The sequence below is a fragment of the Bacillus cereus genome, assembly GCF_015071065.1.
In the GTDB taxonomy this organism is placed as follows: Bacteria; Bacillota; Bacilli; order Bacillales; family Bacillaceae_G; genus Bacillus_A; species Bacillus_A cereus_BA.
This window is the reverse complement of sequence record NZ_VOVA01000004.1, coordinates 12954-36453: the sequence shown is the minus strand read 5'-3', so window position 1 is coordinate 36453 and position 23500 is coordinate 12954. Positions and strand designations below refer to the sequence as shown.

Sequence of the window (23500 nt, the reverse complement as noted above, 5' to 3'; positions counted from 1 at the left end):
TCAGGGCCTTTTCCTGCCACGAGCAAAGTTTTAAAACAAAGAAAGCTAGCAAAGTGTATGTCCATTTTTATCTTCATGGCAGCAATCTATATGCTGAAAAATGAAAATAACTTTCTATAGGTAATAAGAGGTGTATTTTCTCTGGAATAATACTCCTTACCAAACTTCTAAATGAAACGTATGGCTGAGTAGTTACGAATTTTTCATACAAAAATAGAGTAAGGCTTATGCCTTACTCCATCTCTGCAAATACCATGCGATCTTTTCCATTAATATCAAATACAACTTCAACTTGAGCGCGCGGGAAAGTTTGCTGTAATAATGCTTTCACATCTTCACCTTGCCCTACACCAATTTCAAACGCCACAATCGCCTTGTTCTGTAATACATTCGGCAATTCCTCCATAAAACGACGATAGAAATCTAGTCCATCTTCCCCACCAACAAGCGCACGCTTCGGCTCATGCTCCTTCACAACAGTAGAAAGACCACGCCAATCCTCCTCTGGTATGTACGGAGGATTGGAAACAACAACATCTAACTTCTGACCTGTTTCATAAAACGGAGACAGTAAATCGCCGTGATAGAAAGTTACATCCGCCCCTAAAGTTTTTGCATTTTCTTTTGCAACTTCAATCGACTCCTGTGCGATATCTACTGTATACACATGAAGATTTTTATTTTCTAAAGCGAGCGTAATAGAAATCGCTCCACTACCTGTTCCAATATCTGCGATGTGAAGCTCCTCATTACCGAAATGGCGCTCAATTCTCTCTAGCACTCCAACTATAAGTTCCTCTGTTTCCGGTCTTGGTATCAATACCTCTTCATTTACAAAGAATGATCGGCCATAAAACATTTCATAACCGAGCATATATTGGATTGGAATACCTTCTACGTGCTTGTGGATAAATTCTGCAAAACTTTTCTCTTGTTCCGCAGTTATTTCTTCACGCATATTCATGAGCATTCCTGTTCTGTTCGTCTTTAATACATGACAAAGGACAATTTCTCCCGCATTTTCATCTCGTCCATTTTCCTGTAAAAAAGAAGAAGCCCATTTCAGGGCTTCATAGACACGCATTACTCAGCTGCCTCCATCTTTTGCGCCTGATCTTCCATCACTAAGGCATTGATGAAATCATCTAACTTACCTTGTAGGATTTGATCTAGCTTTTGAATCGTTAAACCGATTCGATGGTCTGTAACACGGTTTTGCGGGAAGTTATACGTACGAATACGCTCTGAACGATCTCCCGTACCAACAGCTTGTTTACGGTTTTGATCATACTCAGCTTGCGCTTCTTGTCTAAACTTATCATAAACACGTGCGCGTAATACTTTCATCGCTTTTTCTTTATTCTTAATTTGTGATTTCTCATCCTGACAAGATACAACTACACCAGTCGGTAAATGTGTTAAACGTACCGCTGACATCGTTGTATTAACGCTTTGTCCACCAGGACCACTAGAAGCAAACGTATCAACACGAACATCTTTTTCATGAATATTAATTTCTACTTCTTCTGCCTCTGGTAATACAGCTACAGTTGCTGTAGATGTATGAATACGTCCACCAGATTCCGTTTCAGGAACACGTTGTACACGGTGAGCACCATTCTCGAATTTCAGCTTAGCGAAAGCACCTTTACCATTAATCATAAAGATAATCTCTTTATATCCACCTAACTCTGTATAGCTCGCTTCGATAATTTCAGTTTTCCAACCTTGCACCTCAGCATAACGGCTATACATACGATATAAATCACCAGCAAATAAAGCTGCCTCGTCACCACCAGCAGCACCACGAACCTCAACGATAACGTTTTTATCATCATTAGGGTCTTTTGGAACAAGTAAAATTTTCAGACGTTCTGATAATGTTTTCTCTTGTCCTTCTAATTCAGAAACCTCTTCTTTTACCATGTCACGCATATCAGCGTCTAACTTATCTTCTAACATTGCTTTTGCATCTCGTAATTGCTCACGAACATCTTTATACTCACGGTACACCTCTACCGTGTCCTGAATATCAGATTGCTCTTTTGAATACTCACGAAGCTTATTTGTATCGCTAATAACCTCTGGGTCACTTAACAACTCATTCAACTTCTCATAACGATTTTCTACAGCTTGCAAACGATCTAACACACCATTCACCTCTACATCCTAGTATCTAATACAAATAGTATATGGTACTTAATCAAAAAAACGCAAATTATATTTAAAAGCGGAGGCGGCTCGTTCAGAACAGAAGGGCATTGGAGCTCCTGACGTAGAGGCGCTCTTTGCCTCACAGGAAGGCGCGAAATGACCGACTGTTCTAGCCGCTGGAGCTAGATAATATTTAAAAGCGCAAGCGGCTAGCTCAGCTCTGACCCGCTAAGGTTCTCTCGCACAAAAAGTACTTTTCACCTTGAGTAGCGGCGGTTCTTAGACACGAAGAGCTTGCCACCAATCTTCATCTATTTTCGAAAAAAACCCGCTCTACATAGCGAGTTTCATTTATCTTTGTTTTGTAGGTACTGCATGACAATGACGACAACGTGGTTCATACGATTCTGAAGCCCCAACTAAAATAATGGGATCATCAAATGCCGCTGGTTCTCCATCGATTAAACGTTGCGTACGACTTGCAGGAGATCCACATGCAGAACAAACTGCCTGCAATTTAGTTACATGTTCAGCAATCGCCATCAGCTGAGGAACTTGTCCAAATGGTAGACCACGGAAATCTTGGTCTAATCCAGCTACAATGACACGATAGCCACGATTTGCCAATACTTGCACCACTTCCACAATGTCCCCATCAAAAAATTGTACCTCATCGATTGCAATAACATCCATTTCTTCTGTTACATGGTTAAATATATCTTTTGAAGCTGAAACAGGAACTGCTTTAACCTTTAATCCATTATGTGATACAACATCTTCTTCACTATAACGATTATCAATACATGGTTTAAATACAATCGCATGTTGTTTCGCAAATTGTGTACGGCGTATACGGCGGATGAGCTCTTCTGATTTTCCAGAAAACATACTCCCGCAAATCACTTCAATCCAACCATTTTGATTCATTAAGTACATTGAGCTCTCCTTTCATCTACTTTCCTAATTCAAAGTAGGGTAAAGGTTTAATATTTTCGCAAAAAAAACAGACAAGCGAATACATACACTTGCCTGTTTTATGTTCTTTATTACTTAATACCGTATTTCTTATTGAAGCGGTCAACACGTCCGTCTGCAGTAGCAAACTTCTGACGTCCAGTGTAGAATGGGTGAGAATCAGAACTGATCTCAATTTTTAGTAATGGATAAGTGTTACCATCTTCCCACTCAACAGTCTCGCTAGAGCCTTTTGTAGACCCGCTTAAGAATTTGAAGCCAGTGTTCGTGTCCATAAATACAACTTTATTGTAATTTGGATGGATTCCTGCTTTCATTCTTTTCATCTCCTTCCGCCCTGAATCATTTCGAAACAGAGTTTTTCATCTTCAGCTGCTTACACAACTATATTGATGAAACACATATGATGAATTATAACAAGGCTAACTCCATTTTGCAACTACCTGTTTTTGTCTTTTTAAATTTAAAAGCGCAAGCGGCTCGCCCAGAATGAGAGGGGGATGGAGCTTCTGACGTAGAGGCGCTTTTTGCCTCGCAGGAAGACGCGAAGCCACCGACCATTCTAGCCGCTGGAGCTGGATAACACCTTAAAGTGGAGGCGGCTCGCTCAGCTCTGACTGGCTAAGGTTCTCTCGCACAAAAGGTGCTTTTCACCTTGAGTAGCGGAGGTTCTTAGACACGAAGAGCTAGCTGCCGGAACTGGATACCATCTTAAAGCGCAAGCGGCTCGCTCAGAATCGTAGGGTACTTCAAGCTCTCGATCCAAATATGATTTTCATCTCAAAAAACAAAACTATTTCCATATATTACTCTCTCTAATATTCCCTTAAAAACATAAAAAACTCGCTTACTATGAAATAAGCGAGTCCCAATCTTTTCCCTTTACTTAGTTGTTACATACCTTTTTGAGTCTGCAACAATGTTTTGTAAAAATTCTTCATTTGTCTTTGTTTGACGAAGTTTACGTAAGAAGCCTTCAACAAAGTCTGGTGTATCACGCATTGTTTTACGAATACCCCACAGCTTGTCTAAATGTTCTTTCGGAATTAATAGGTCTTCTTTACGCGTACCAGAGCGACGAATATCAATCGCTGGGAAGATACGACGCTCAGCTAATGAGCGATCTAAGTGAAGTTCCATATTTCCAGTTCCTTTAAATTCTTCGTAAATTACATCATCCATACGAGAACCTGTATCAACAAGCGCTGTTGCTAAAATTGTTAAGCTACCGCCCTCTTCGATATTACGTGCAGCACCGAAGAAGCGCTTCGGTCTATGAAAAGCAGCTGGATCAATACCACCTGACAGTGTTCTACCACTTGGCGGAATAACAAGGTTGTAAGCACGCGCTAAACGGGTAATACTATCCATTAAAATGACAACGTCTTTTTTATGCTCTACAAGACGCATTGCACGTTCTAATACAAGCTCAGCTACTTTAATATGATTTTCTGGTACTTCATCAAAAGTAGAGCTTACAACATCACCTTTAACAGAACGTTCAATATCTGTTACTTCCTCTGGACGCTCATCAATTAAAAGTACAATTAATTCTGCTTCCGGATGGTTTGTTGTGACACTGTGTGCAATTTCTTTTAACAGACTTGTTTTACCAGCCTTTGGAGGCGCAACAATTAAACCACGTTGTCCAAATCCAACTGGCGCGATTAAATCCATGATGCGTGTCGGTAACTTTTTCGTTTCCGTTTCCAATTTCATTTGGCGATCTGGGTATAACGGTGTTAATGCAGGGAAATGCACACGCTCTTTTGCTGAATCTGGATCATCTCCGTTTACAGCTTCAACTTGTAATAATCCAAAATAGCGTTCATTTTCTTTCGGAGGTCGTACTTTACCAGAAACCTTATCTCCATTACGTAAATCGAAACGACGAATTTGCGAAGCCGAGATATAAATATCTTCTGAGCTTGGAGAATAGTTGATAGGACGTAAAAATCCAAATCCTTCTGATTGAATAATTTCTAATACGCCTTCCATGAAAAAGAATCCTTCTTTTTCTGCTCGAGCTTTTAGGATGGCGAAGATTAGCTCTTTTTTCGTTAACTTGCTGTAATACGAAATCTTAAATTCTTTCGCAAGCTCGTATAACTCTTTTAATTTCATGTTTTCTAATGCTGCAATTGACAAATTCATTCAGACACCACACTTTAACGTTATTCTCTTTTCACATGGGTAAAGGGAAAAAATACGGAAGGCAAATAAATAATAATGAAAGGCAATAAGTTCAAGTAGGATAATATTCACTATTGTAACCCTTTTGTCTAGTTTTAATCAATACGTTGAAACACAAATACAAGAAGCGAAGACAAGAAAATTTGTCTTCGCCTTTTATATTTCTTACTTTTTTCTACTCACCTTATTGTAAGGCAGAATAGATAGGCCATTTCCGCTTTTTATTTAATCCAGTTCCAGCGCTAGAATCTCCGGTCATTTCGCTCTCTCGCTCGAAGCAAAAAGCGCTTCAAAGTCGAGAGTTTGAAGTGTCCTGCGATTCTGAACGAGCTGCTTACGCTTTTTATTTAATCCAGCTCCGGTGGCTAGAAGGGTCAGCCATTTCACCCCTTCCTGCGAGGCAAAAAACGCCTCTTCGTCAGGAGCTCCAATGCCTTCCCCTTCTAAACAAGCCACCTCCGCTTTTTATTTAATAACCAAATTCGGTTTTTTGTTTAAGCTATGGCGGCCATCTACGAAGCGTACTGTGCCTGATTTCGCACGCATAACAAGGGATTGTGTTGTTCCTACGCTACCTTTAAATTGAACGCCTCGTAATAGTTCTCCGTCTGTTACACCTGTCGCTGCAAAGATTGCATCGTCACCCTTTACTAAGTCTTCCATACGAAGGATACGATTTATATCTTCAATACCCATTTTTTTACAACGAGCTAATTCTGCTTCATTTTGAGGAAGAAGCTTCCCTTGGATTTCTCCACCTAAACATTTTAATGCAACAGCCGCTAATACTCCTTCAGGCGCCCCACCAGAACCGAATAAAATATCTACACCTGTACGGTCGAATGCTGTATTGATTGCTCCAGCTACATCTCCATCGTTAATTAATTTAATACGAGCACCAGCTTTACGAATTTCTTCGATAATCGCTTGATGACGTGGACGATTTAAAACTGTCGCTACAACATCTTCAATATTTTTATTTTTCGCTTTCGCAACTGCACGTAAGTTATCGATAATAGGTGCGTCGATATCAATTGCTCCAACCGCTTCTGGGCCAACCGCGATTTTATCCATGTACATGTCAGGAGCATGTAACAAATTGCCGTGATCTGCAATTGCAATAACAGCAAGTGCATTCCAGCCGCCAGCTGCTACGATGTTTGTCCCTTCTAAAGGATCAACTGCAACGTCTACGCGTGGTCCATATCCTGTACCTAATTTCTCTCCGATATATAGCATTGGTGCTTCATCCATTTCACCTTCACCAATTACAACTGTACCTTTCATCGGAATTGTATCAAATACATCACGCATAGCTGATGTTGCTGCACCGTCTGCCTCATCTTTTTTCCCGAGTCCCATCCAACGCGCTGATGATAATGCTGCAGCCTCCGTTACACGTACTAACTCCATAGATAAACTTCTTTCCACGATAATCCCTCTCCTTTAAGTCTTTATATTTCTGCCATATTTTGTGAACCTTATTTTTCTATAAAGTGTACTTCCGTTAGTAGTAATTCTTCGCTCCCCATTAACGGAAGTATCACCACCTTATCCCGATTGGTGAGGGCTAATAATCGGCGCGGGATACCCCATACTGATTAAAGTTTCACTTTATGCATTCTTCATTTCTTCAATTTCTTGCTTTGTCATTTGTTCTCGCCAAATGTTTGCACCAAGCCCTTTAAGCTTGTCTACTATATTTTCATAACCTCGATCAATATGATCAAGTCCCGTTACTTCGGTAATGCCATCTGCCATTAAACCCGCAATAACAAGGGACGCACCAGCTCGTAAGTCACTCGCTTTCACCTTCGCACCTTGCAATAAAACAGGTCCAGTCACAATTGCTGAACGGCCTTCTACTTTAATTTGCGCGTTCATACGGCGCAATTCATCAATATGTTTGAAACGTGCACTGTAAATTGTATCAGTTACGACTCCTGTTCCATGCGCTTTTGTTAAAAGCGTTGTAAACGGCTGTTGTAAATCTGTTGGAAACCCTGGATATACAAGCGTTTTTACATCAACTACTTTTAACCTTCTATTGCCATTCACTGTAATTTGGTCATCGTTCGTTTCAACTTGAACACCAGCTTCTCTTAGCTTCGCAGTAACGGATTCTAAATGCTGAGGAATAACATTATCAACTGTTACTTCTCCTCCTGACGCTGCTCCTAAAATCATATACGTACCAGCTTCAATACGGTCTGGAATGATAGTATGGTGACACCCGTGTAAAGAATCCACACCATCAATTCGGATTACGTCTGTACCAGCACCTTTAATACGTGCTCCCATACTCGTTAACAATGTAGCTACATCAATAATCTCTGGTTCTTTCGCTGCATTTTCAATAACAGTTCTACCTGTCGCTCGTACAGCCGCTAGCATAATATTAATCGTAGCTCCTACACTAACAACATCTAAATAAATACGCGCTCCACGTAGTTCATCTGCTCTTAAATAAATGGCACCTTGTTCATTTGTAACATGTGCCCCTAACGCTTCAAACCCTTTAATATGCTGATCAATCGGTCGTGGCCCTAAATGACATCCACCTGGAAGCCCAATAACAGCTTTTTTAAAACGGCCAAGCATTGCACCCATTAAATAATAAGAGGCGCGCAATTTTTTCACTTTTCCATTTGGTAAAGGCATCGCAACCATGTTAGAAGGATCGACTACCATCTCTTCTTCCTGCCCATAAGTTACTTTCCCTCCAATTTCCTCTAGTAAGTCTCCTAACATTTTCACGTCCGAAATATTAGGAACGCCACCGATAGTTACTGGAGTATCTGCTAAAATTGTCGCTGGAATTAGTGCAACAGCACTGTTCTTTGCACCACTCACGCGAATTATTCCATTTAAAGCTCTTCCGCCTTCAATTAGCAACTTTTCCATATTGAGCTCCCTTCTTGTGAATGTATTTATCTTCTACTTCTTTATAAGAAGAAGTAGAAGGCTCCCCCTTAAGAATCTCAATCACTCTTTCCATCCTGAAACTCAATAAGTAGAAAACCATCACCTGTAGCTCCCCTGCTGTACAAATAGATGAAGATTAACTATTCATCGAATCAAATCCCTCAATTCAGATACTTACCACATTTATTAATAGGACTATGCACATTATTTTCTATGTTTGCAAACTAAAAATTCACTTTATAAAATCTTTAGACTTGTTCACGCTTTCATTATACAACGAAAGGAAACCGTCTAAAAGACTAGACGGTTTCCAAAACGGAATTTTATTCTTACGCTTTACCGTTAGAACCGAACTCACGCATTTTACCAGCAACAGTTGCTTTGATAGCGTCGCGGCCAGGTCCAATATATTTACGAGGATCGTAAACTTCTTGGTCTTTGTTTAATGCTTCACGAACAGCTTTTGTAAACTCAATTTGGTTCTCAGTGTTTACGTTAATTTTTGAAGTACCTAAAGAAATAGCTTTTACGATATCAGCAGTTGGGATACCAGTACCACCGTGTAATACTAAAGGTACGCCAGTGAAGTCACGAACTTGTTCCATTTCAGCGAATCCTAAGTTAGGCTCACCTTTGTAAGGACCGTGTACAGAACCTAAAGCTGGAGCTAGGCAATCGATACCTGTTGCTTCAACAAGGTGCTTACACTCTGCAGGATCAGCGTAAATTACGCCTTCAGCGATGATGTCGTCTTCTTGTCCGCCAACTGTTCCAAGCTCAGCTTCAACAGATACGTTACGAGCGTGTGCGTATTCTACCACTTTTTTAGTAGTTTCAACATTTTCATCGAATGGGTGGTGAGAAGCGTCGATCATTACAGATGTGAAACCTGCATCAATTGCTTCTTTACACTTTTCGAAGCTTGAACCATGGTCAAGGTGAATCGCTACAGGAACAGAAATGTTCATTTCTTCGATTAAAGCTTTAACCATAGCTACAACTGTTTTGAAACCAGTCATATGACGAGCTGCACCCTCAGATACACCTAAGATTACAGGAGATTTTTCTTCTTCCGCAGCAGCTAAGATAGCTTGAGTCCACTCTAAGTTGTTCATGTTGAATTGACCAACTGCGTATTTTCCTTCTAGTGCTGTGTTTAGCATTTCTTTCATAGAAACTAAAGGCATGGTGAATCCTCCTAAAAAACGTTTTTTGTATCCGATAAATTCTTATCGCTGGTAGTATGACCAGAATAAGGTAAAATATGTATATTTACATACCGGACTTCTTCTACACTCAATAGGATAACAACTTGTACTCAAAAACTCAACCGTATTCACCTGCTCAATAGTCCATGTAAACGCTTTTTTCCATATTTTTTATAAAAAATTCATTTTTTACGCCTCTACAGCAAGCTGATCTCTCACTGCTTGACGAATCTCATCAATATCAAACGGTTTAGCAAAGTGCATTAAAGCTCCTAAATCTTTCGCTTCTTGAATCATATCCAATTCTCCATAAGCAGTCATTAAAATCACTTTAATACTCTCATCAATTTCTTTTACATGTTTTAAAATCTCTATACCATCCATACCTGGGATTTTCATATCTAACACTACTAAATCCGGATTATCTTTTTTCACGATATCTAAAGCTTGAAATCCATTCGCTGCTTAGAACGTCTGATAACCTTCTTTTTGGAACACTTCATGCAATAAAACACGAATGCCATATTGATCATCAACGATTAAAATTTTCCCTTCCATAACTCCCAACCTTTCTGTGTAAGTACAAGATTTAAAGCTTCTTATATCTTATCGGTTTATTTTCGCTACTCTTTGCCAAATCCCTTCCTATTCTTTCTTATTTTACCGTTTACTATTTCGTTATGCCACCCTACTATTTCCCCTTTCCAAAAAAAATGAGCTATAATGGGAACCGGCTAGCACGAAAGAAAGGAGCAACAACATGTTAAAAATTTTCTCGACTCAATTAAGTGGATATTTCTCCAGAATTTCTCAAAAAGAGGAAATGAATATAGAAGATAGCGCTCGTCTACTTGCCCAGGCGTTAGTGGGCGACGGCTTCATTTACTTGCACGGTACAAACGAAATGGAGGGTATTGTTTCAGAAGCATTATTTGGCGCCGAACCAATGAAACAAGCAAAACGTTTAATAGAAAACGGTGAACTGGCGACAGTGACTTCTGCGGACCGCGTACTTCTTATCAGTCGTTTTTCGACAGATGAAGAAATTATAAAAACCACGAAAAAACTTCATGAAGAAGGCCAATCTATCGTTGGAATCTCAGCTATTCAAGAAGGTGCTGAATCACTGGAACAATATACAGATGTACATATTGATACAAAGCTGTTAAAAGGTCTTATTCCAGATGATGAAGGTAACCGTTATGGTTTCCCAAGTTTAATTGTAGCTTTATTTGCTTATCACGGATTGAAATTTACAATTGATGAAATAATTGGGGACTATGAATAATTTATGTTAACAGGGCCTAAAACTTAGGTCCTGTTATACATTTCTATTTAATCTTCTTTGCTAATACCTTGCAGCATCCTAAGCCATTATTATAATTACATAGAAAACTTATAAAAAAACAGCCGTCACTTTAAAGTGACGGCTGTTTTTTTATTACTTGCTCTCTTTATTCGTAATAGAAGCACTTACGAAATCATGGAACAATGGTTGTGGACGGTTTGGACGAGATACAAGTTCTGGATGGAACTGTGCTGCCACGAACCAAGGATGATCTTGTAATTCAATAATTTCCACTAGACGACCGTCTGGGCTTGTACCAGAGAATACAAATCCCGCTTTTTCCATATCTGGACGGAATTGATTGTTGAACTCATAACGATGACGATGACGCTCATATACAACCGGCTCATTGTAAGCATTGTAAGCATTTGTTTCTTCAGCAAGCTTACATGGGTATAGACCAAGGCGAAGTGTACCACCTAAATCTTCTACATCTTTTTGTTCTGGTAATAAATCGATAATTGCATAAGGTGTGTCAGGATTAATTTCAGAAGAGTTAGCCCCTTCTAATCCTAATACGTTACGTGCAAATTCGATTGATGCAAGTTGCATACCTAGGCAAATTCCTAAGAATGGAACCTTGTTTTCACGAGCATATTGAATTGCAACGATTTTACCTTCTACACCACGATCGCCGAAGCCACCTGGTACAAGGATACCATCTGTGTCGCCAACTAATTCTTTTACGTTCTCTGCTGTTACGTGCTCAGCGTTTACCCATTTCACTTCTACATCTGTGTCGAATGAATAACCTGCATGACGAAGTGCTTCTACAACAGAAATGTATGCATCTTGAAGCTCTACGTATTTACCAACAAGAGCGATTTTTGCTTTCTTAGAAAGGTTACGTACTTTATTAACTAGCGCAGTCCACTCTGTCATATCTGCAGCTGGATTGTCTAATTTTAAGTGATCGCAAACGATTTGGTCCATGTTTTGTTCTTGAAGAGATAATGGAACCGCATATAAAGTATCTGCATCGCGTGCTTCGATAACTGCTTTTGTATCGATGTCACAGAATAATGCAAGCTTGTCTTTCATGTCCTGAGAAACAGGTAGTTCTGTACGAACAACGATAATATTTGGTTGAATACCTAAGCTGCGAAGCTCTTTAACGCTATGTTGCGTTGGTTTTGTTTTCATTTCACCCGCTGCTTTTAAGTACGGGATTAACGTACAGTGAATGTACATTACATTGTCACGACCGATGTCGCTCTTAATTTGACGAATTGCTTCTAAGAATGGCAGAGACTCAATATCACCAACAGTTCCACCGATTTCTGTAATAACAACGTCGGCGTTTGTTTCGCGACCAGAACGATATACACGTTCTTTAATTTCGTTAGTAATGTGAGGAATAACTTGAACTGTTCCTCCTAAATATTCACCACGACGCTCTTTTTGAAGAACTGAAGAGTAAATTTTACCTGTTGTTACGTTGCTGTATTTGTTTAAGTTGATGTCGATAAAACGCTCATAGTGACCTAGGTCTAAGTCCGTTTCTGCACCATCATCTGTTACGAATACCTCACCGTGTTGGTATGGGCTCATAGTCCCTGGGTCTACGTTAATGTATGGATCAAACTTTTGAATAGTTACGTTTAAACCACGATTTTTTAAAAGTCTTCCAAGAGATGCTGCTGTAATACCTTTACCTAAAGACGATACTACACCGCCTGTTACAAAAATATACTTAGTCATAAAAATACTCCCTTCTACTTCGTTATTATATAATCACCGTTGCAAAGCGCAACGTATGTAGATAACACTGTATCTATCTTATTGTTAGACTCTTTTTATTTTCTAAACAAAAAACAAAAAAGAAAATTGCTCCCCTCATCACATAAAGTAATAAGTAGGGAGCAATTTTCTTTTATATTTACACTTTAAAAGTATTATCGTCTTTTTTTAAAGAGCCCAAAAATGATTCTACATGGACGATAATGAAAAGTCAAGAACTACCGCTCTTCCTCTTCTTCTTCTTCAGTTTCATCGTACTCAAGTTCTTCTTCTGCGAAGTCTTCATTATCTTCTTCTAAATCATCAAGATCATCATCATCATCTGCGTCTTCGTCTTCAAGAACTTTGTCCAAATCTGCTACTTCTTCTACTTCTTCTTCTTCTACTTCTTCTACATCATCTTCTTCAATGTAGTCGTCAAAACCGTCTTCTTCAACTTTGCGTTTCTTCTTCGGTTTTGGCTGAGGCAGAATTTCTTCATCAATTTGCTCATATGGGTACCAGCTACGTAGCCCCCAACGATTTTCTCCTAAATTAATGAAACGTCCATCAATGTTTAAATCTGTATAAAATTGTGCGAGTTTCGTATTAACTTGCCCTTGAGATAGTCCCAGCACTTGAGCGATTTCTTGAACCAACTCGTTGAATGTCGTTGCTTGTCTTTTATTCCCTAAAACACTATGTACAACTTCAATCATTGAACATTCTTTTAGCTCTTCTGGTGAATATTGCTTAAAACCCACTTATGCGGCACTTCCTTTCTTCAAATATAAACTTATATATAACGGTCTGTTTAAAAAAATCCATACTATTCATTATAAACAAAAGTCGCACAAATATGCTACAAAAAAAACGGGAAACTTTTATCCCGCTATTTGCGGGCAGTAAACGCCCGATTGGTGAAGGCTAATAATCAGTGGGGGATGAACAAAACCCCCACTGATTAAAGTTTCACTTTATATGGCGATAAAATTATAATTTGTCCTTTACTTATTTCGGAAGCATATGCGCCCCTTGCAACACATACCTAATTTGCATTTCTGTATATTCTTCGAGAGTATACAATTTTTGCAGGGCCCAGCGTCTAAATCCCCACATCTGTCCTTGTATGAAAATATTATGTGCAAGTAACTGTATTTCTTTTTTATCTAATGTAAATGTTCCATTTTCCGTACACTGTTCTAAAATATTCTCGAACATTCCTACCATTTGAAACTCTTTTTCTAATACATACGGAAGTGATTCTTTCGATAAAAAACGTACTTCTTGATACATGATTAATACTTCTTCCTGCAATTCGTCCATCACTTTAAAGTAATTCGTTATCGCTATCTTTAAGCTTTCTATACTTCCCTTCTCTGTACACACTACTTCCTCTAACCGCTCTTTTACATGTTCATAAATACTATCACAAACTAAATATAATACATCATCTTTTGTACGAATATATTCATAAAGTGTTCCGATACTAAATCCAGCCGCTTTCGCAATTTCTCTCGTTGTTGTACGCGGGAATCCTTTTTGCTTAAACAGCTGCACCGCACCTTTAATCATTTGTTCACGCCTTAACGCAACTAATTTTTCATCTTTCACTGACGCATGTACATTATGTTTAACCATCCCTTCACCTCTCTCTATTATTTTTGGAAGTAAAAAGCGTAGGAAAATACCTACGCTTTCGTTCCTACTTCGTTAACATACGAGAAATCACAAGCCTTTGAATCTCTTGTGTTCCCTCATATATTTGTGTAATCTTTGCATCGCGCATATAACGCTCTACTGGATAATCTTTCGTATAACCATAACCACCAAATACTTGTACTGCTTCAGTCGTTACCTTCATCGCTGTATCACCTGCAAATACTTTTGACATCGCTGATTCTTTCCCGTACGGAAGCCCTTCAGATTCAAGCCACGCCGCTTGATATGTTAAAAGACGCGCTGCCTCTACATCCGTTGCCATATCTGCAAGTTTAAAACCAATTCCTTGTTGCGCCGCAATCGGCTTCCCAAACTGATGACGTTCTCTTGCATATTCTACAGAAGCATCTAAAGCGGATTGTGCAATCCCGACCGCTTGCGCCGCAATACCATTACGGCCGCCATCTAACGTTTGCATCGCAACTTTAAATCCTTGGCCCTCTTCCCCTAGCAGATTCTCTACAGGAATACGGCAGTCTTCAAACATAATTTCAGTCGTTGGCGAAGAGCGAATTCCTAACTTACTTTCCTTCTTCCCAACTGAAAATCCTAGCGTATCACTCTCCACAATAAATGCACTCGTGCCGCGCTGCTTCGACTCAGGATCTGTTAATGCAAAAACAACATAAATATCAGCAATGCCGCCATTTGTAATAAAGATTTTCGAACCATTTAAAATGTAATGGTCTCCATCTCGCTTTGCAGTCGTCCTCATTCCACCAGCATCTGATCCAGAGCTTGGTTCTGTTAAGCCATATGCACCAATTTTCTTCCCTTCAGCCATTGGGCGCAAAAACTTTTGTTTTTGCTCTTCCGTTCCAAATTTAAAAATTGGCCATCCAGCAAGTGAAGTATGTGCAGACAACGTTACACCTGTAGAAGCACAGACACGAGATAATTCTTCAACGGCAATTACATACGCCAAGTAATCGCTTCCAATTCCGCCGTATTCTTCAGGCCACGGAATACCGGTTAAACCAAGCTCTGCCATTTGATCGAATAAAGCGCGATCAAATCGCTCTTCCTCATCACGCTCTGCTGCTGTCGGTGCTACTTCATTCCTTGCAAAATCCCGAACCATTTTTCTTATCATTTCATGTTCTTCTGATAATTTAAAATGCATTCCCGTCTCCCCCTCTGCCTTTTTATAAAGCTCGACTAATTACAAGCTTTTGTATTTCGCTCGTTCCTTCATATATTTGTGTGATCTTCGCATCACGGAAAAATCTTTCTACTGGATAATCTTTCGTATAACCATAACCACCAAATACTTGCACCGCTTCAATCGCAACTTCAACAGCTGTCTTAGAAGCAAATAATTTCGCAATAGAAGCTTCTTTACCGCACGGTAATCCTTGTGCTCTTAGCGATGCTGCTCTGTATACAAGTAATCGCGCTGCTTCTACGCTAGTCGCCATATCTGCAAGTTTGAATCCGAGTCCTTGCTGCGCCGCAATTGGCTTTCCGAATTGCTCACGCTCTTTCGCATAATCAATCGCACATGCAAGCGCCGCTTCCGCGATTCCTAATGCCTGCGCTCCGATTCCAATTCGCCCAACATCTAAATTCGCCATTGCCACCTTAAATCCTTGTCCTTCTTCACCAAGTAAATTCTCGGCCGGCACTTTCATATCTTCAAACGTAAGTTGCACTGTACGAGAACCAAGAAGACCCATCTTATGCTCATCTTTTCCGATGATTAAGCCTGGTGTATCTTTCTCTACTATAAATGCTGAAATCCCGCTTTTCCCCGCATCTGGATTGGTAGACGCGAAGACGATATATGTACTTGCTTCACCACCATTTGTAATAAAGACTTTCGACCCATTAATGATGTAGTGATCGCCCTTTTTTACAGCTCTTGATTTCAAACTGCCTGCATCTGATCCTGCATTCGGTTCTGTTAGAGCAAATGCGCCTAAATATTCACCAGTCGCCAGTTTAGAAACATATTTCTGCTTCTGTTCTTCTGTTCCAAAATACAAAATCGGATTCATTCCAACTGACGTATGTACAGCTAAAATTACACCAACCGTTGCGCTTACCTTTGAAATTTCTTCAATCGCTAGAATGTAAGAAATAAAATCCATTTCTGCCCCGCCATATTTTGCAGGTGCTGGAATACCCATTAGTCCAAGCTCACCCATCTTTTGCAAAATCTCTTTTGGGAACACCCCTTGTTCCATACTAGGAACAAAGGGAGCTATTTCCTTCTGCGCAAAATCTCGAACCATTTTCCTCATCATTTGTTGCTCTTCAGTAAAGTGAAAATTCATGTACTTCGCCTCCGTTTGCTATATATCTTTTTAACAATTTGGTCAGACCACTACTTTAATAAAGGGAGGAATTTATTCGTAAACGTAGAAACCACGACCCGTTTTACGTCCTAACCATCCTGCATTCACATACTTACGTAATAATGGACATGGGCGATATTTACTATCTCCTAATCCTTCATGCAACACTTCCATAATGTATAAACACGTATCTAAACCGATAAAATCAGCTAACGTAAGTGGTCCCATTGGATGATTCATACCAAGTTTCATTACTTCATCAATCGCTTCTTTCGTCGCTACACCTTCATATAACGTATAGATCGCTTCGTTAATCATCGGTAATAAAATACGGTTCGATACAAATCCTGGGAAATCATTCACTTCAACTGGAACTTTCCCAATCCTTTTCGTAATATCCTCAATCGTTTCATACACCGCATCATCTGTAGCTAAACCACGAATAATTTCAACGAGTTTCATAACTGGAACTGGATTCATAAAGTGCATGCCGATTACTTTTTCCGGACGTTTCGTTACCGCTGCAATTTCCGTAATTGGTAGAGATGATGTATTCGTCGCTAAAATTGCGTGTTCTGGAGCAATTTCATCTAGATTCGCAAAAATTTTCTTTTTAATGTCCATTTTTTCAACAGCTGCTTCAATAACAAGATCCGCTTCTTTTACACTATTTAAATCGAGCGTCCATGTAAGACGATTTAAAGTCGCTTCTTTCTCTTCTTCCTTCATACGGCCTTTTTCTACTTGACGGGCTAAATTTTTCGAAATAACAGCTAGCCCTCTCTCTAATTGCTCTTGCTTTAAATCTTGCACTTTCACATCATAGCCTGCCATTGCACATACTTGCGCGATACCTGAACCCATTTGCCCTGCACCAATTACAACTATTTTTTGTACACCCATTCTTTCTTCCCCCTTAATGTAAGTTGTTAATAAACCCAAAATTTCCTGAACGTAAATTAATGAACCTCAATCATCACTGCATCACCTTGACCGCCACCGCTACAAATAGAAGCAATTCCAATTCCGCCGCCGCGCTGCTTTAGTGCATGGATAAGTGTAACGATAATACGTGCTCCGCTCGCTCCAATTGGATGCCCCATTGCTACAGCACCGCCATTTACATTCAATTTTTCCGGATCAATCCCTGCGATTTCTGTACTTGCAATTGCTACTGCCGCAAATGCCTCATTGATTTCAAATAGATCAATTTCTTCAATTGTCTTACCTGTCTTTTTCAGCAATTCATTAATTGCATAACCTGGCGTTCTTGGGAAATCCTTCGATTCTACTGCAATCGCCGTATGCGCCAAAATTGTCGCCAATGGCTTTCTTCCTTCTTGCTTCGCTCTGTCCTCGCTCATTAATACAAGCGCAGCACCTCCATCATTTAGTCCAGGAGCATTACCAGCTGTTACTGCCGACGTCTTATCAAAAACAGGCTTTAATTTCGCTAATTTTTCAACCGTTGTATCCGCGCGTGGCGCCTCATCCTTAGCCACGACGATAGGATCGCCTTTTCTTTGCTGAATTGTTACTGGTACAATCTCCTCTTCAAAACGACCTTCCTTATGTGCCGAAACCGCACGTTGATGGCTACGATATGCCCATTCATCTTGCGCTTCACGAGAGATCCCATCTTCTTTCGCAACTTCTCCACCATAAACACCCATGTGTATACCTGAAAATGCGCATGTTAAACCGTCTGCAACATTTAAATCGATAACTTCGTTGTTACCCATTCTGTATCCCCATCTTGCCCCTCGTAAAATGTAAGGGCTATTACTCATCGATTCCATTCCACCAGCTACAATCAGTGATTGATCACCAGTACGAATAATTTGATCCGCTAAAGTAACTGCGCGAAGTCCTGATGCACAAACTTTATTTACTGTTTCTGTCTGCACTTCCCAAGGAATGCCCGCCGCTCTTGCTGCTTGGCGTGATGGAATTTGTCCTTGCCCTCCTTGTATAACCGTTCCGAATATAACTTCTTCAACATCACTAGCGGAAACATTCGCCCTTTCAAGCGCTGCCTTAATTGCGATTCCTCCAAGTTCTGTTGCTTTCACATCTTTTAAAGTTCCCCCAAATTTTCCAACCGGTGTTCTTGCAGCACTTAAAATAACTGTTTTATTCATATTTCTTTCCCCCATTTCTTTTTTTAGCACCGAGCGCTCGCTCGGTATCCTTGCGTTGAGAAGAGGTGCAATTATTGCACCTCTTTCTAAAGTTAGATGCATTCCCACAAACTACATTGCTTCTTTCTTCTGTCCGATAACTGAGCGTTCTAAAATCTCTGTTACGTCCAGAGTTTGAACTGTTTCTTCAACTTCTTTCGCTTTCGTACCGTCACTAATCATCGTTAAGCAATACGGGCATCCTGTACCGATAATTGACGGCTGTACAGCTAGCGCTTGTTCTGTACGAGCAACGTTAATACGAGAACCTGTCGTTTCTTCCATCCACATTAAGCCGCCACCTGCACCACAGCACATTCCCGTTTCACGGTTACGCGCCATTTCTACAAGGTTTACACCTGGAATTGCTTTTAGAATATCGCGCGGTGCCTCATATACTTCGTTGTATCTTCCTAAGTAACAGGAATCATGGTACGTAACTGTTTCTTCAATAGAATGGACAGGTTTTAACCGTCCTTCCTTCACCCACTGGGCTAGTAATTCTGTATGATGATAGACTTCTGCTTGTAAGCCAAAGTCCGGGTACTCATTTTTAAAAGTGTTATAAGCATGAGGGTCAATCGTAACGATTTTCTTCACTCCTGCTTTTTCAAATTCTTCAATATTTTTTGTTGCCATCTCTTGGAATACAAATTCATTTCCAAGGCGGCGCGGTGTATCACCAGAGTTCTTTTCCTTATTACCAAGAATTGCGAATGAAATGCCTGCTTCGTTCATTAGCTTCGCAAATGATATCGCAATCTTCTGACTGCGGTTGTCATACGATCCCATTGAACCAACCCAGAATAAATATTCGAACTCCTCACCAGCTTTTGATTTCTCTTTTACAGTTGGAACGGTTACTTCATCATCACCTTGGCGCCATGTTTCGCGCTCTTTACGGTTCAGACCCCACGGGTTTCCTTGACGCTCAATATTTGTCATTGCGCGCTGTGCTTCCGCGTTCATTTTTCCTTCTGTTAAAACGAGATAGCGGCGTAAATCAATAATTTTATCAACATGCTCATTCATAACTGGACACTGATCCTCGCAGTTACGGCACGTTGTACACGCCCAAATCTCTTCTTCTGTAATAACATCTCCGATTAAGCTCGGATCGTAAGCTAACGCTGTAGCCGCTGATTCTTGTTGTCCTTTTCCAGCTGCCATCATCGCTAATTGATTTCCTTGTGTATTATTAAAAGCAACAACTGGAACCCACGGTGCTTTTGATGTTACCGCTGCTCCTTTATCAGTTAAATGATCACGAAGTTTTAAAATCAAATCCATTGGTGATAACATTTTTCCTGTTCCTGTTGCCGGACACATATTTGTACAACGACCACATTCGACGCAAGAATATAAGTCGATAAGTTGATTTTGTCTAAAGTCTTCAATTTTACCAACGCCGAATGTTTCTTGCGTTTCATCTTCAAAATCGATTTTTTCAAGTTTTCCTGGATTTGAAAGACGACCAAAAAATACGTTAACTGGTCCAGCAATTAAATGCGCATGTTTTGATTGTGGTACATAAACTAAAAACGTTAACAAGATTAATAGATGCACCCACCAAGAGAAATAGAACACTGAAATGGCTACGGTTTCATTTACCCCTGAGAAAACGTAAGCGATTGCAGAAGCGATTGGTTCACTCCACGAAAGCTCTTCGCCATGCCATATAATTCCCATCCCATTACCAAGTAGCACAGAAATCATTAAGCCACCGATAAAGATAAGGACAAGACCTGATTTAAAATTACGTTTTAAACGAACAAGCTTTTCAACATAGCGTCTATGAAAAGCCCAAAAGACTGCAATTAAAATAACAAGTGTGACAATTTCCTGGAAGAATGTAAATGCAGGGTATAGTGGTCCAAGTGGAAGATGTGATCCCGGTGCGAGCCCTTTCCAAACGAAGTCAATTGCTCCAAATTGGACAAGAATAAATCCGTAAAAGAACATAACGTGAATGATGCCGCTCTTTTTATCTTTCAGCAGCTTTTTTTGACCGAAAACATTGACCTTAAGGAGATCCCAACGCTCTTTAAAACGACGGTCAAATTCAATCTTCTTTCCTAATTGTATGTAGGCCATCCTCGTTCGTATAAGATATACAAACAAATATCCCGCATAAGCAATAACAGCAATGGCAGCCAGCCAATTAATGATTAGTAAGCTATTCATTTTATGCTACCCCTCTCTTTGTAAGCCCTCTTTCTTTTTTAGAATCTTCGAAAATATATAATTTTCTGAATTATATCCCCTATTCCCATTATATAATGAGTGAGCATTCAGTCAACAGTTTTTTGTTATACAACAACACATTTTTTAATAAAGCTGTTTATTTCGGTGAAACTATAAAGTGAAACTTTAATCGGCGGAGCTGTTCATGCCCAATAATTATTAGCCCTCACTAATCGGACTTTTACGGGCAGCCCGAATCCCACCCAACTTCTTGGTTTCACCCTAATTTTGAGGTGGGAGTCTTACTGCCTGTAAATAGCGGGATAAAGTGAAATTTTGATTTGTAAAAAATTGATGGTGAAAAGACCGTGAAGGAGGGAATTTACTTATGTTTTTCTTATCTCTCTTGTTATTAGGCAGCGCTCTCTGGATTATAATCGACCTTTCATATGGGAGAATTGTTCATTTAAAGCGTGTACGTTCTCGTTCTTTCCCTTTACGTCAAAGTGATTTTCGCCTTTATACATACGGAAATGATCTGTACGATGCTCTCTTTACTGATATAAAACAAGCTAGACACCATGTGCATGTTTTATTTTTTATTGTAAAAAACGATGACATAAGTCGTAAGTTTTTAAAGTTACTTATCGATAAAGCACAAGAGGGAATTGAAGTAAGACTTTTACTCGATCGGTTTGGAAGTCATTATTTATCAAAAGAAGCAATTTACTCCCTACAAAAGCATGGTGTTTCTTTTTCATTTTGTCACAAAGTGAAATTTCCTTTTCCTTTCTTTTCTGCAAATCAAAGAAACCATAGAAAAATTACAGTTATTGACGGGAAAATTGGTTATATTGGTGGATTTAATATTGGCGAGGAATATTTAGGGCATAATCAACAGTTAGGGTTATGGAGAGATTATCATTTGCGTCTTACAGGAGAAGGGATACAAGACTTACAAAAACAATTTTTACATGATTGGCTTGACGATACAGACCAAAATTTATTAGATTCATCTCTTTATTTTCCTACGCAACAGCCAGGGACCGTTCTACATCGTTTCATCCCTACTGATGGTGCCTATTTACAAAATACATTTTTACATTTAATCGAAAGCTCGAAAAAAGAACTCTTTATCGGTACACCATATTTTATTCCTGGAAAAAAAATTATGAACGCATTATTAAAAGCACGAAAACGTGGGGTTCAAATAACTATTCTCGTTCCACAAAAGGCTGATCACGCCCTCGTTCGAGAAGCAAAATTCCCATATTGCCGAAAGTTAATACAAGCAGGTTGTAATATTTACGCTTTTCAGCAAGGATTTTTCCACGCAAAAATTATTATAGTAGACGATCATATTTGTGATATCGGAACTGCTAATTTTGATATGAGAAGTTTATATATTAACCATGAAATCAACTGCCTTTTATACGATAAACATTTCATACAAGAAGTAAAAAGCAAATTCGAGGAAGATTTGGGACGCTCCTCATTACTTTCCTTTGAAGATGTCAGCCCTCTCTCCATTATTGATAGAGGAAAGGAATGGATAGGAACGATACTCGCGTTCTTTTTATAGGGACATTTCAAAAGCTAAAGAGGTGCATCACATATGATAATGCGATTTGGATACGTCTCACATGCTATGGCATTATGGGACTGTTCGCCTGCCAAAACAATGACATTTACAAGCTGGAAAAAACTAAAAAAACAAGAGCGTGAAGATAAATTATATAATGTCACACTGCAAAATTTAGAACACACAATACGCATCCTTCATTACAATATTGCACACGAAATTCCATTATATCGTTTATCATCTTCTATCGTCCCGCTTGCAACACATCCTGAAGTTGAATTTGATTACATTCAACTATTTGCTCCACTATGGCGTAAAATAGGAGCATTAATTCAAGAACACAATTTACGCGTAAGTTTTCACCCCAATCAATTTACGCTATTTACAAGCGACAAACCACATATTACAACTAATGCAATTACAGATATGACCTATCATTATAACGTGTTAAATGCTATGGGAATTGCAGATTCTTCCTACATTAATATTCATGTAGGTGGCGCATATGGAAATAAGGAGAAGGCAATCGAACGTTTTCATGAAAACATACAAAAACTTCCTTACCATATAAAAAGACAAATGACTCTTGAAAATGACGATAAAACATATACAACTTCTGAAACTTTGGCTATTTGTCAAAAAGAAAAAATCCCTTTCGTGTTCGATTATCATCATCACATAGCGAACCTTTGTAATGAACCGCTAGAAGAATTACTTCCTATGATATTTAAAACTTGGTCACATACAAATGTCCTTCCTAAAGTTCATATTTCTTCTCCTAAATCAGAAAAGGAATTTAGGGCTCACGCAAATTATATTGATTTAGAGTTTATTAAACCTTTTTTACACATTACAAAAAAAATTGATCATGATTTCGATATTATGATTGAAAGTAAACAAAAGGATTTAGCACTTCTTCAGTTAATAGATGAAATCTCCTCTATAAGAGGAATAAAAAGAAAAAATGGCGCAACGTTACAATGGTAATTTGTAACATTGCGCTATTTTTTCAA

At 39.3% G+C, this 23500-nt stretch carries 20 protein-coding genes and 1 pseudogene; 3 read left to right on the top strand and 18 right to left on the bottom strand.

Going from position 1 to position 23500, the window contains the following annotated elements:
• Positions 1-232: 232 nt before the first annotated feature.
• From prmC to spo0F, 10 genes and pseudogenes are all read right to left on the bottom strand, one after another.
• Positions 233-1084, bottom strand: coding sequence for a peptide chain release factor N(5)-glutamine methyltransferase (prmC, locus tag FT637_RS13465; RefSeq protein WP_002139010.1), 852 nt, complete (start codon positions 1082-1084; stop codon positions 233-235).
• Positions 1084-2151, bottom strand: a complete 1068-nt coding sequence (prfA, locus tag FT637_RS13460) for a peptide chain release factor 1 (RefSeq protein ID WP_002139009.1) — start codon at positions 2149-2151, stop codon at positions 1084-1086. The genes prmC and prfA overlap by 1 nt, the downstream gene beginning before the upstream one ends.
• Before the next feature lie 354 nt (positions 2152-2505).
• Positions 2506-3090: a thymidine kinase gene (locus FT637_RS13455; RefSeq protein ID WP_000281086.1), complete on the bottom strand. Its 585-nt coding sequence runs from the start codon at positions 3088-3090 to the stop codon at positions 2506-2508.
• Between the two features lie 110 nt (positions 3091-3200).
• Positions 3201-3446 (bottom strand): type B 50S ribosomal protein L31, encoded by a 246-nt coding sequence (locus FT637_RS13450; protein WP_000643447.1) that lies wholly within the window; start codon positions 3444-3446, stop codon positions 3201-3203.
• A 565-nt stretch (positions 3447-4011) separates the two neighbouring features.
• A complete protein-coding gene (rho, locus tag FT637_RS13445) occupies positions 4012-5283 on the bottom strand; it encodes a transcription termination factor Rho (RefSeq protein ID WP_002123767.1) in 1272 nt (423 codons plus the stop codon).
• 294 nt (positions 5284-5577) lie between these two features.
• Positions 5578-5778 carry a hypothetical protein gene (locus FT637_RS13440; protein ID WP_193646746.1) on the bottom strand — a complete coding sequence of 67 codons (201 nt, stop codon included), beginning with the start codon at positions 5776-5778 and terminating at the stop codon, positions 5578-5580.
• 9 nt (positions 5779-5787) lie between these two features.
• Entirely contained in the window at positions 5788-6753 is a 966-nt protein-coding gene (gene glpX, locus FT637_RS13435; protein WP_193646745.1) for a class II fructose-bisphosphatase, read from the bottom strand.
• A gap of 183 nt (positions 6754-6936) precedes the next feature.
• Positions 6937-8226 carry a UDP-N-acetylglucosamine 1-carboxyvinyltransferase gene (gene murA / locus FT637_RS13430; RefSeq protein ID WP_193646744.1) on the bottom strand — a complete coding sequence of 430 codons (1290 nt, stop codon included), beginning with the start codon at positions 8224-8226 and terminating at the stop codon, positions 6937-6939.
• A gap of 350 nt (positions 8227-8576) precedes the next feature.
• Entirely contained in the window at positions 8577-9434 is an 858-nt protein-coding gene (locus FT637_RS13425; protein WP_002016312.1) for a class II fructose-bisphosphate aldolase, read from the bottom strand.
• A 210-nt stretch (positions 9435-9644) separates the two neighbouring features.
• Positions 9645-10013: pseudogene (spo0F, locus tag FT637_RS13420) on the bottom strand (sporulation initiation phosphotransferase Spo0F).
• Between the two features lie 202 nt (positions 10014-10215).
• Here spo0F and FT637_RS13415 point away from each other — a divergent pair.
• Entirely contained in the window at positions 10216-10743 is a 528-nt protein-coding gene (locus tag FT637_RS13415) for a DUF2529 domain-containing protein (protein ID WP_193646743.1), read from the top strand.
• Positions 10744-10896: 153 nt separating this feature from the next.
• On the opposite strand, the gene pyrG is transcribed toward FT637_RS13415, so the two are convergent.
• The 8 genes from pyrG to FT637_RS13375 all read right to left on the bottom strand — a co-directional run bounded on the left by pyrG (position 10897) and on the right by FT637_RS13375 (position 20905).
• Positions 10897-12504: a CTP synthase gene (gene pyrG / locus FT637_RS13410; protein WP_193646742.1), complete on the bottom strand. Its 1608-nt coding sequence runs from the start codon at positions 12502-12504 to the stop codon at positions 10897-10899.
• A gap of 257 nt (positions 12505-12761) precedes the next feature.
• Positions 12762-13286, bottom strand: coding sequence for a DNA-directed RNA polymerase subunit delta (rpoE, locus tag FT637_RS13405; RefSeq protein ID WP_193646741.1), 525 nt, complete (start codon positions 13284-13286; stop codon positions 12762-12764).
• 247 nt (positions 13287-13533) lie between these two features.
• Positions 13534-14163 (bottom strand): TetR/AcrR family transcriptional regulator, encoded by a 630-nt coding sequence (locus FT637_RS13400; protein WP_193646740.1) that lies wholly within the window; start codon positions 14161-14163, stop codon positions 13534-13536.
• 64 nt (positions 14164-14227) lie between these two features.
• Positions 14228-15367 (bottom strand): acyl-CoA dehydrogenase AcdA, encoded by a 1140-nt coding sequence (acdA, locus tag FT637_RS13395; RefSeq protein ID WP_193646739.1) that lies wholly within the window; start codon positions 15365-15367, stop codon positions 14228-14230.
• A 22-nt stretch (positions 15368-15389) separates the two neighbouring features.
• Positions 15390-16520 (bottom strand): acyl-CoA dehydrogenase, encoded by a 1131-nt coding sequence (locus FT637_RS13390; protein WP_193646738.1) that lies wholly within the window; start codon positions 16518-16520, stop codon positions 15390-15392.
• A 72-nt stretch (positions 16521-16592) separates the two neighbouring features.
• Positions 16593-17444 carry a 3-hydroxybutyryl-CoA dehydrogenase gene (locus FT637_RS13385; RefSeq protein ID WP_193646737.1) on the bottom strand — a complete coding sequence of 284 codons (852 nt, stop codon included), beginning with the start codon at positions 17442-17444 and terminating at the stop codon, positions 16593-16595.
• Positions 17445-17500: 56 nt separating this feature from the next.
• Positions 17501-18784 carry an acetyl-CoA C-acetyltransferase gene (locus tag FT637_RS13380; protein WP_193646736.1) on the bottom strand — a complete coding sequence of 428 codons (1284 nt, stop codon included), beginning with the start codon at positions 18782-18784 and terminating at the stop codon, positions 17501-17503.
• Positions 18785-18793: 9 nt separating this feature from the next.
• Positions 18794-20905 (bottom strand): heterodisulfide reductase-related iron-sulfur binding cluster, encoded by a 2112-nt coding sequence (locus FT637_RS13375; RefSeq protein WP_193646735.1) that lies wholly within the window; start codon positions 20903-20905, stop codon positions 18794-18796.
• 388 nt (positions 20906-21293) lie between these two features.
• Between FT637_RS13375 and cls the strand changes: the two genes are divergently transcribed.
• Both cls and uvsE read left to right on the top strand, forming a co-directional pair.
• Positions 21294-22487 (top strand): cardiolipin synthase, encoded by a 1194-nt coding sequence (gene cls, locus FT637_RS13370; protein WP_193646734.1) that lies wholly within the window; start codon positions 21294-21296, stop codon positions 22485-22487.
• A 33-nt stretch (positions 22488-22520) separates the two neighbouring features.
• The gene (gene uvsE / locus FT637_RS13365; RefSeq protein ID WP_193646733.1) at positions 22521-23474 is read left to right on the top strand and encodes a UV DNA damage repair endonuclease UvsE; all 954 of its coding nucleotides are present in this window, start codon (positions 22521-22523) and stop codon (positions 23472-23474) included.
• The last annotated feature ends 26 nt before the right edge of the window (positions 23475-23500 follow it).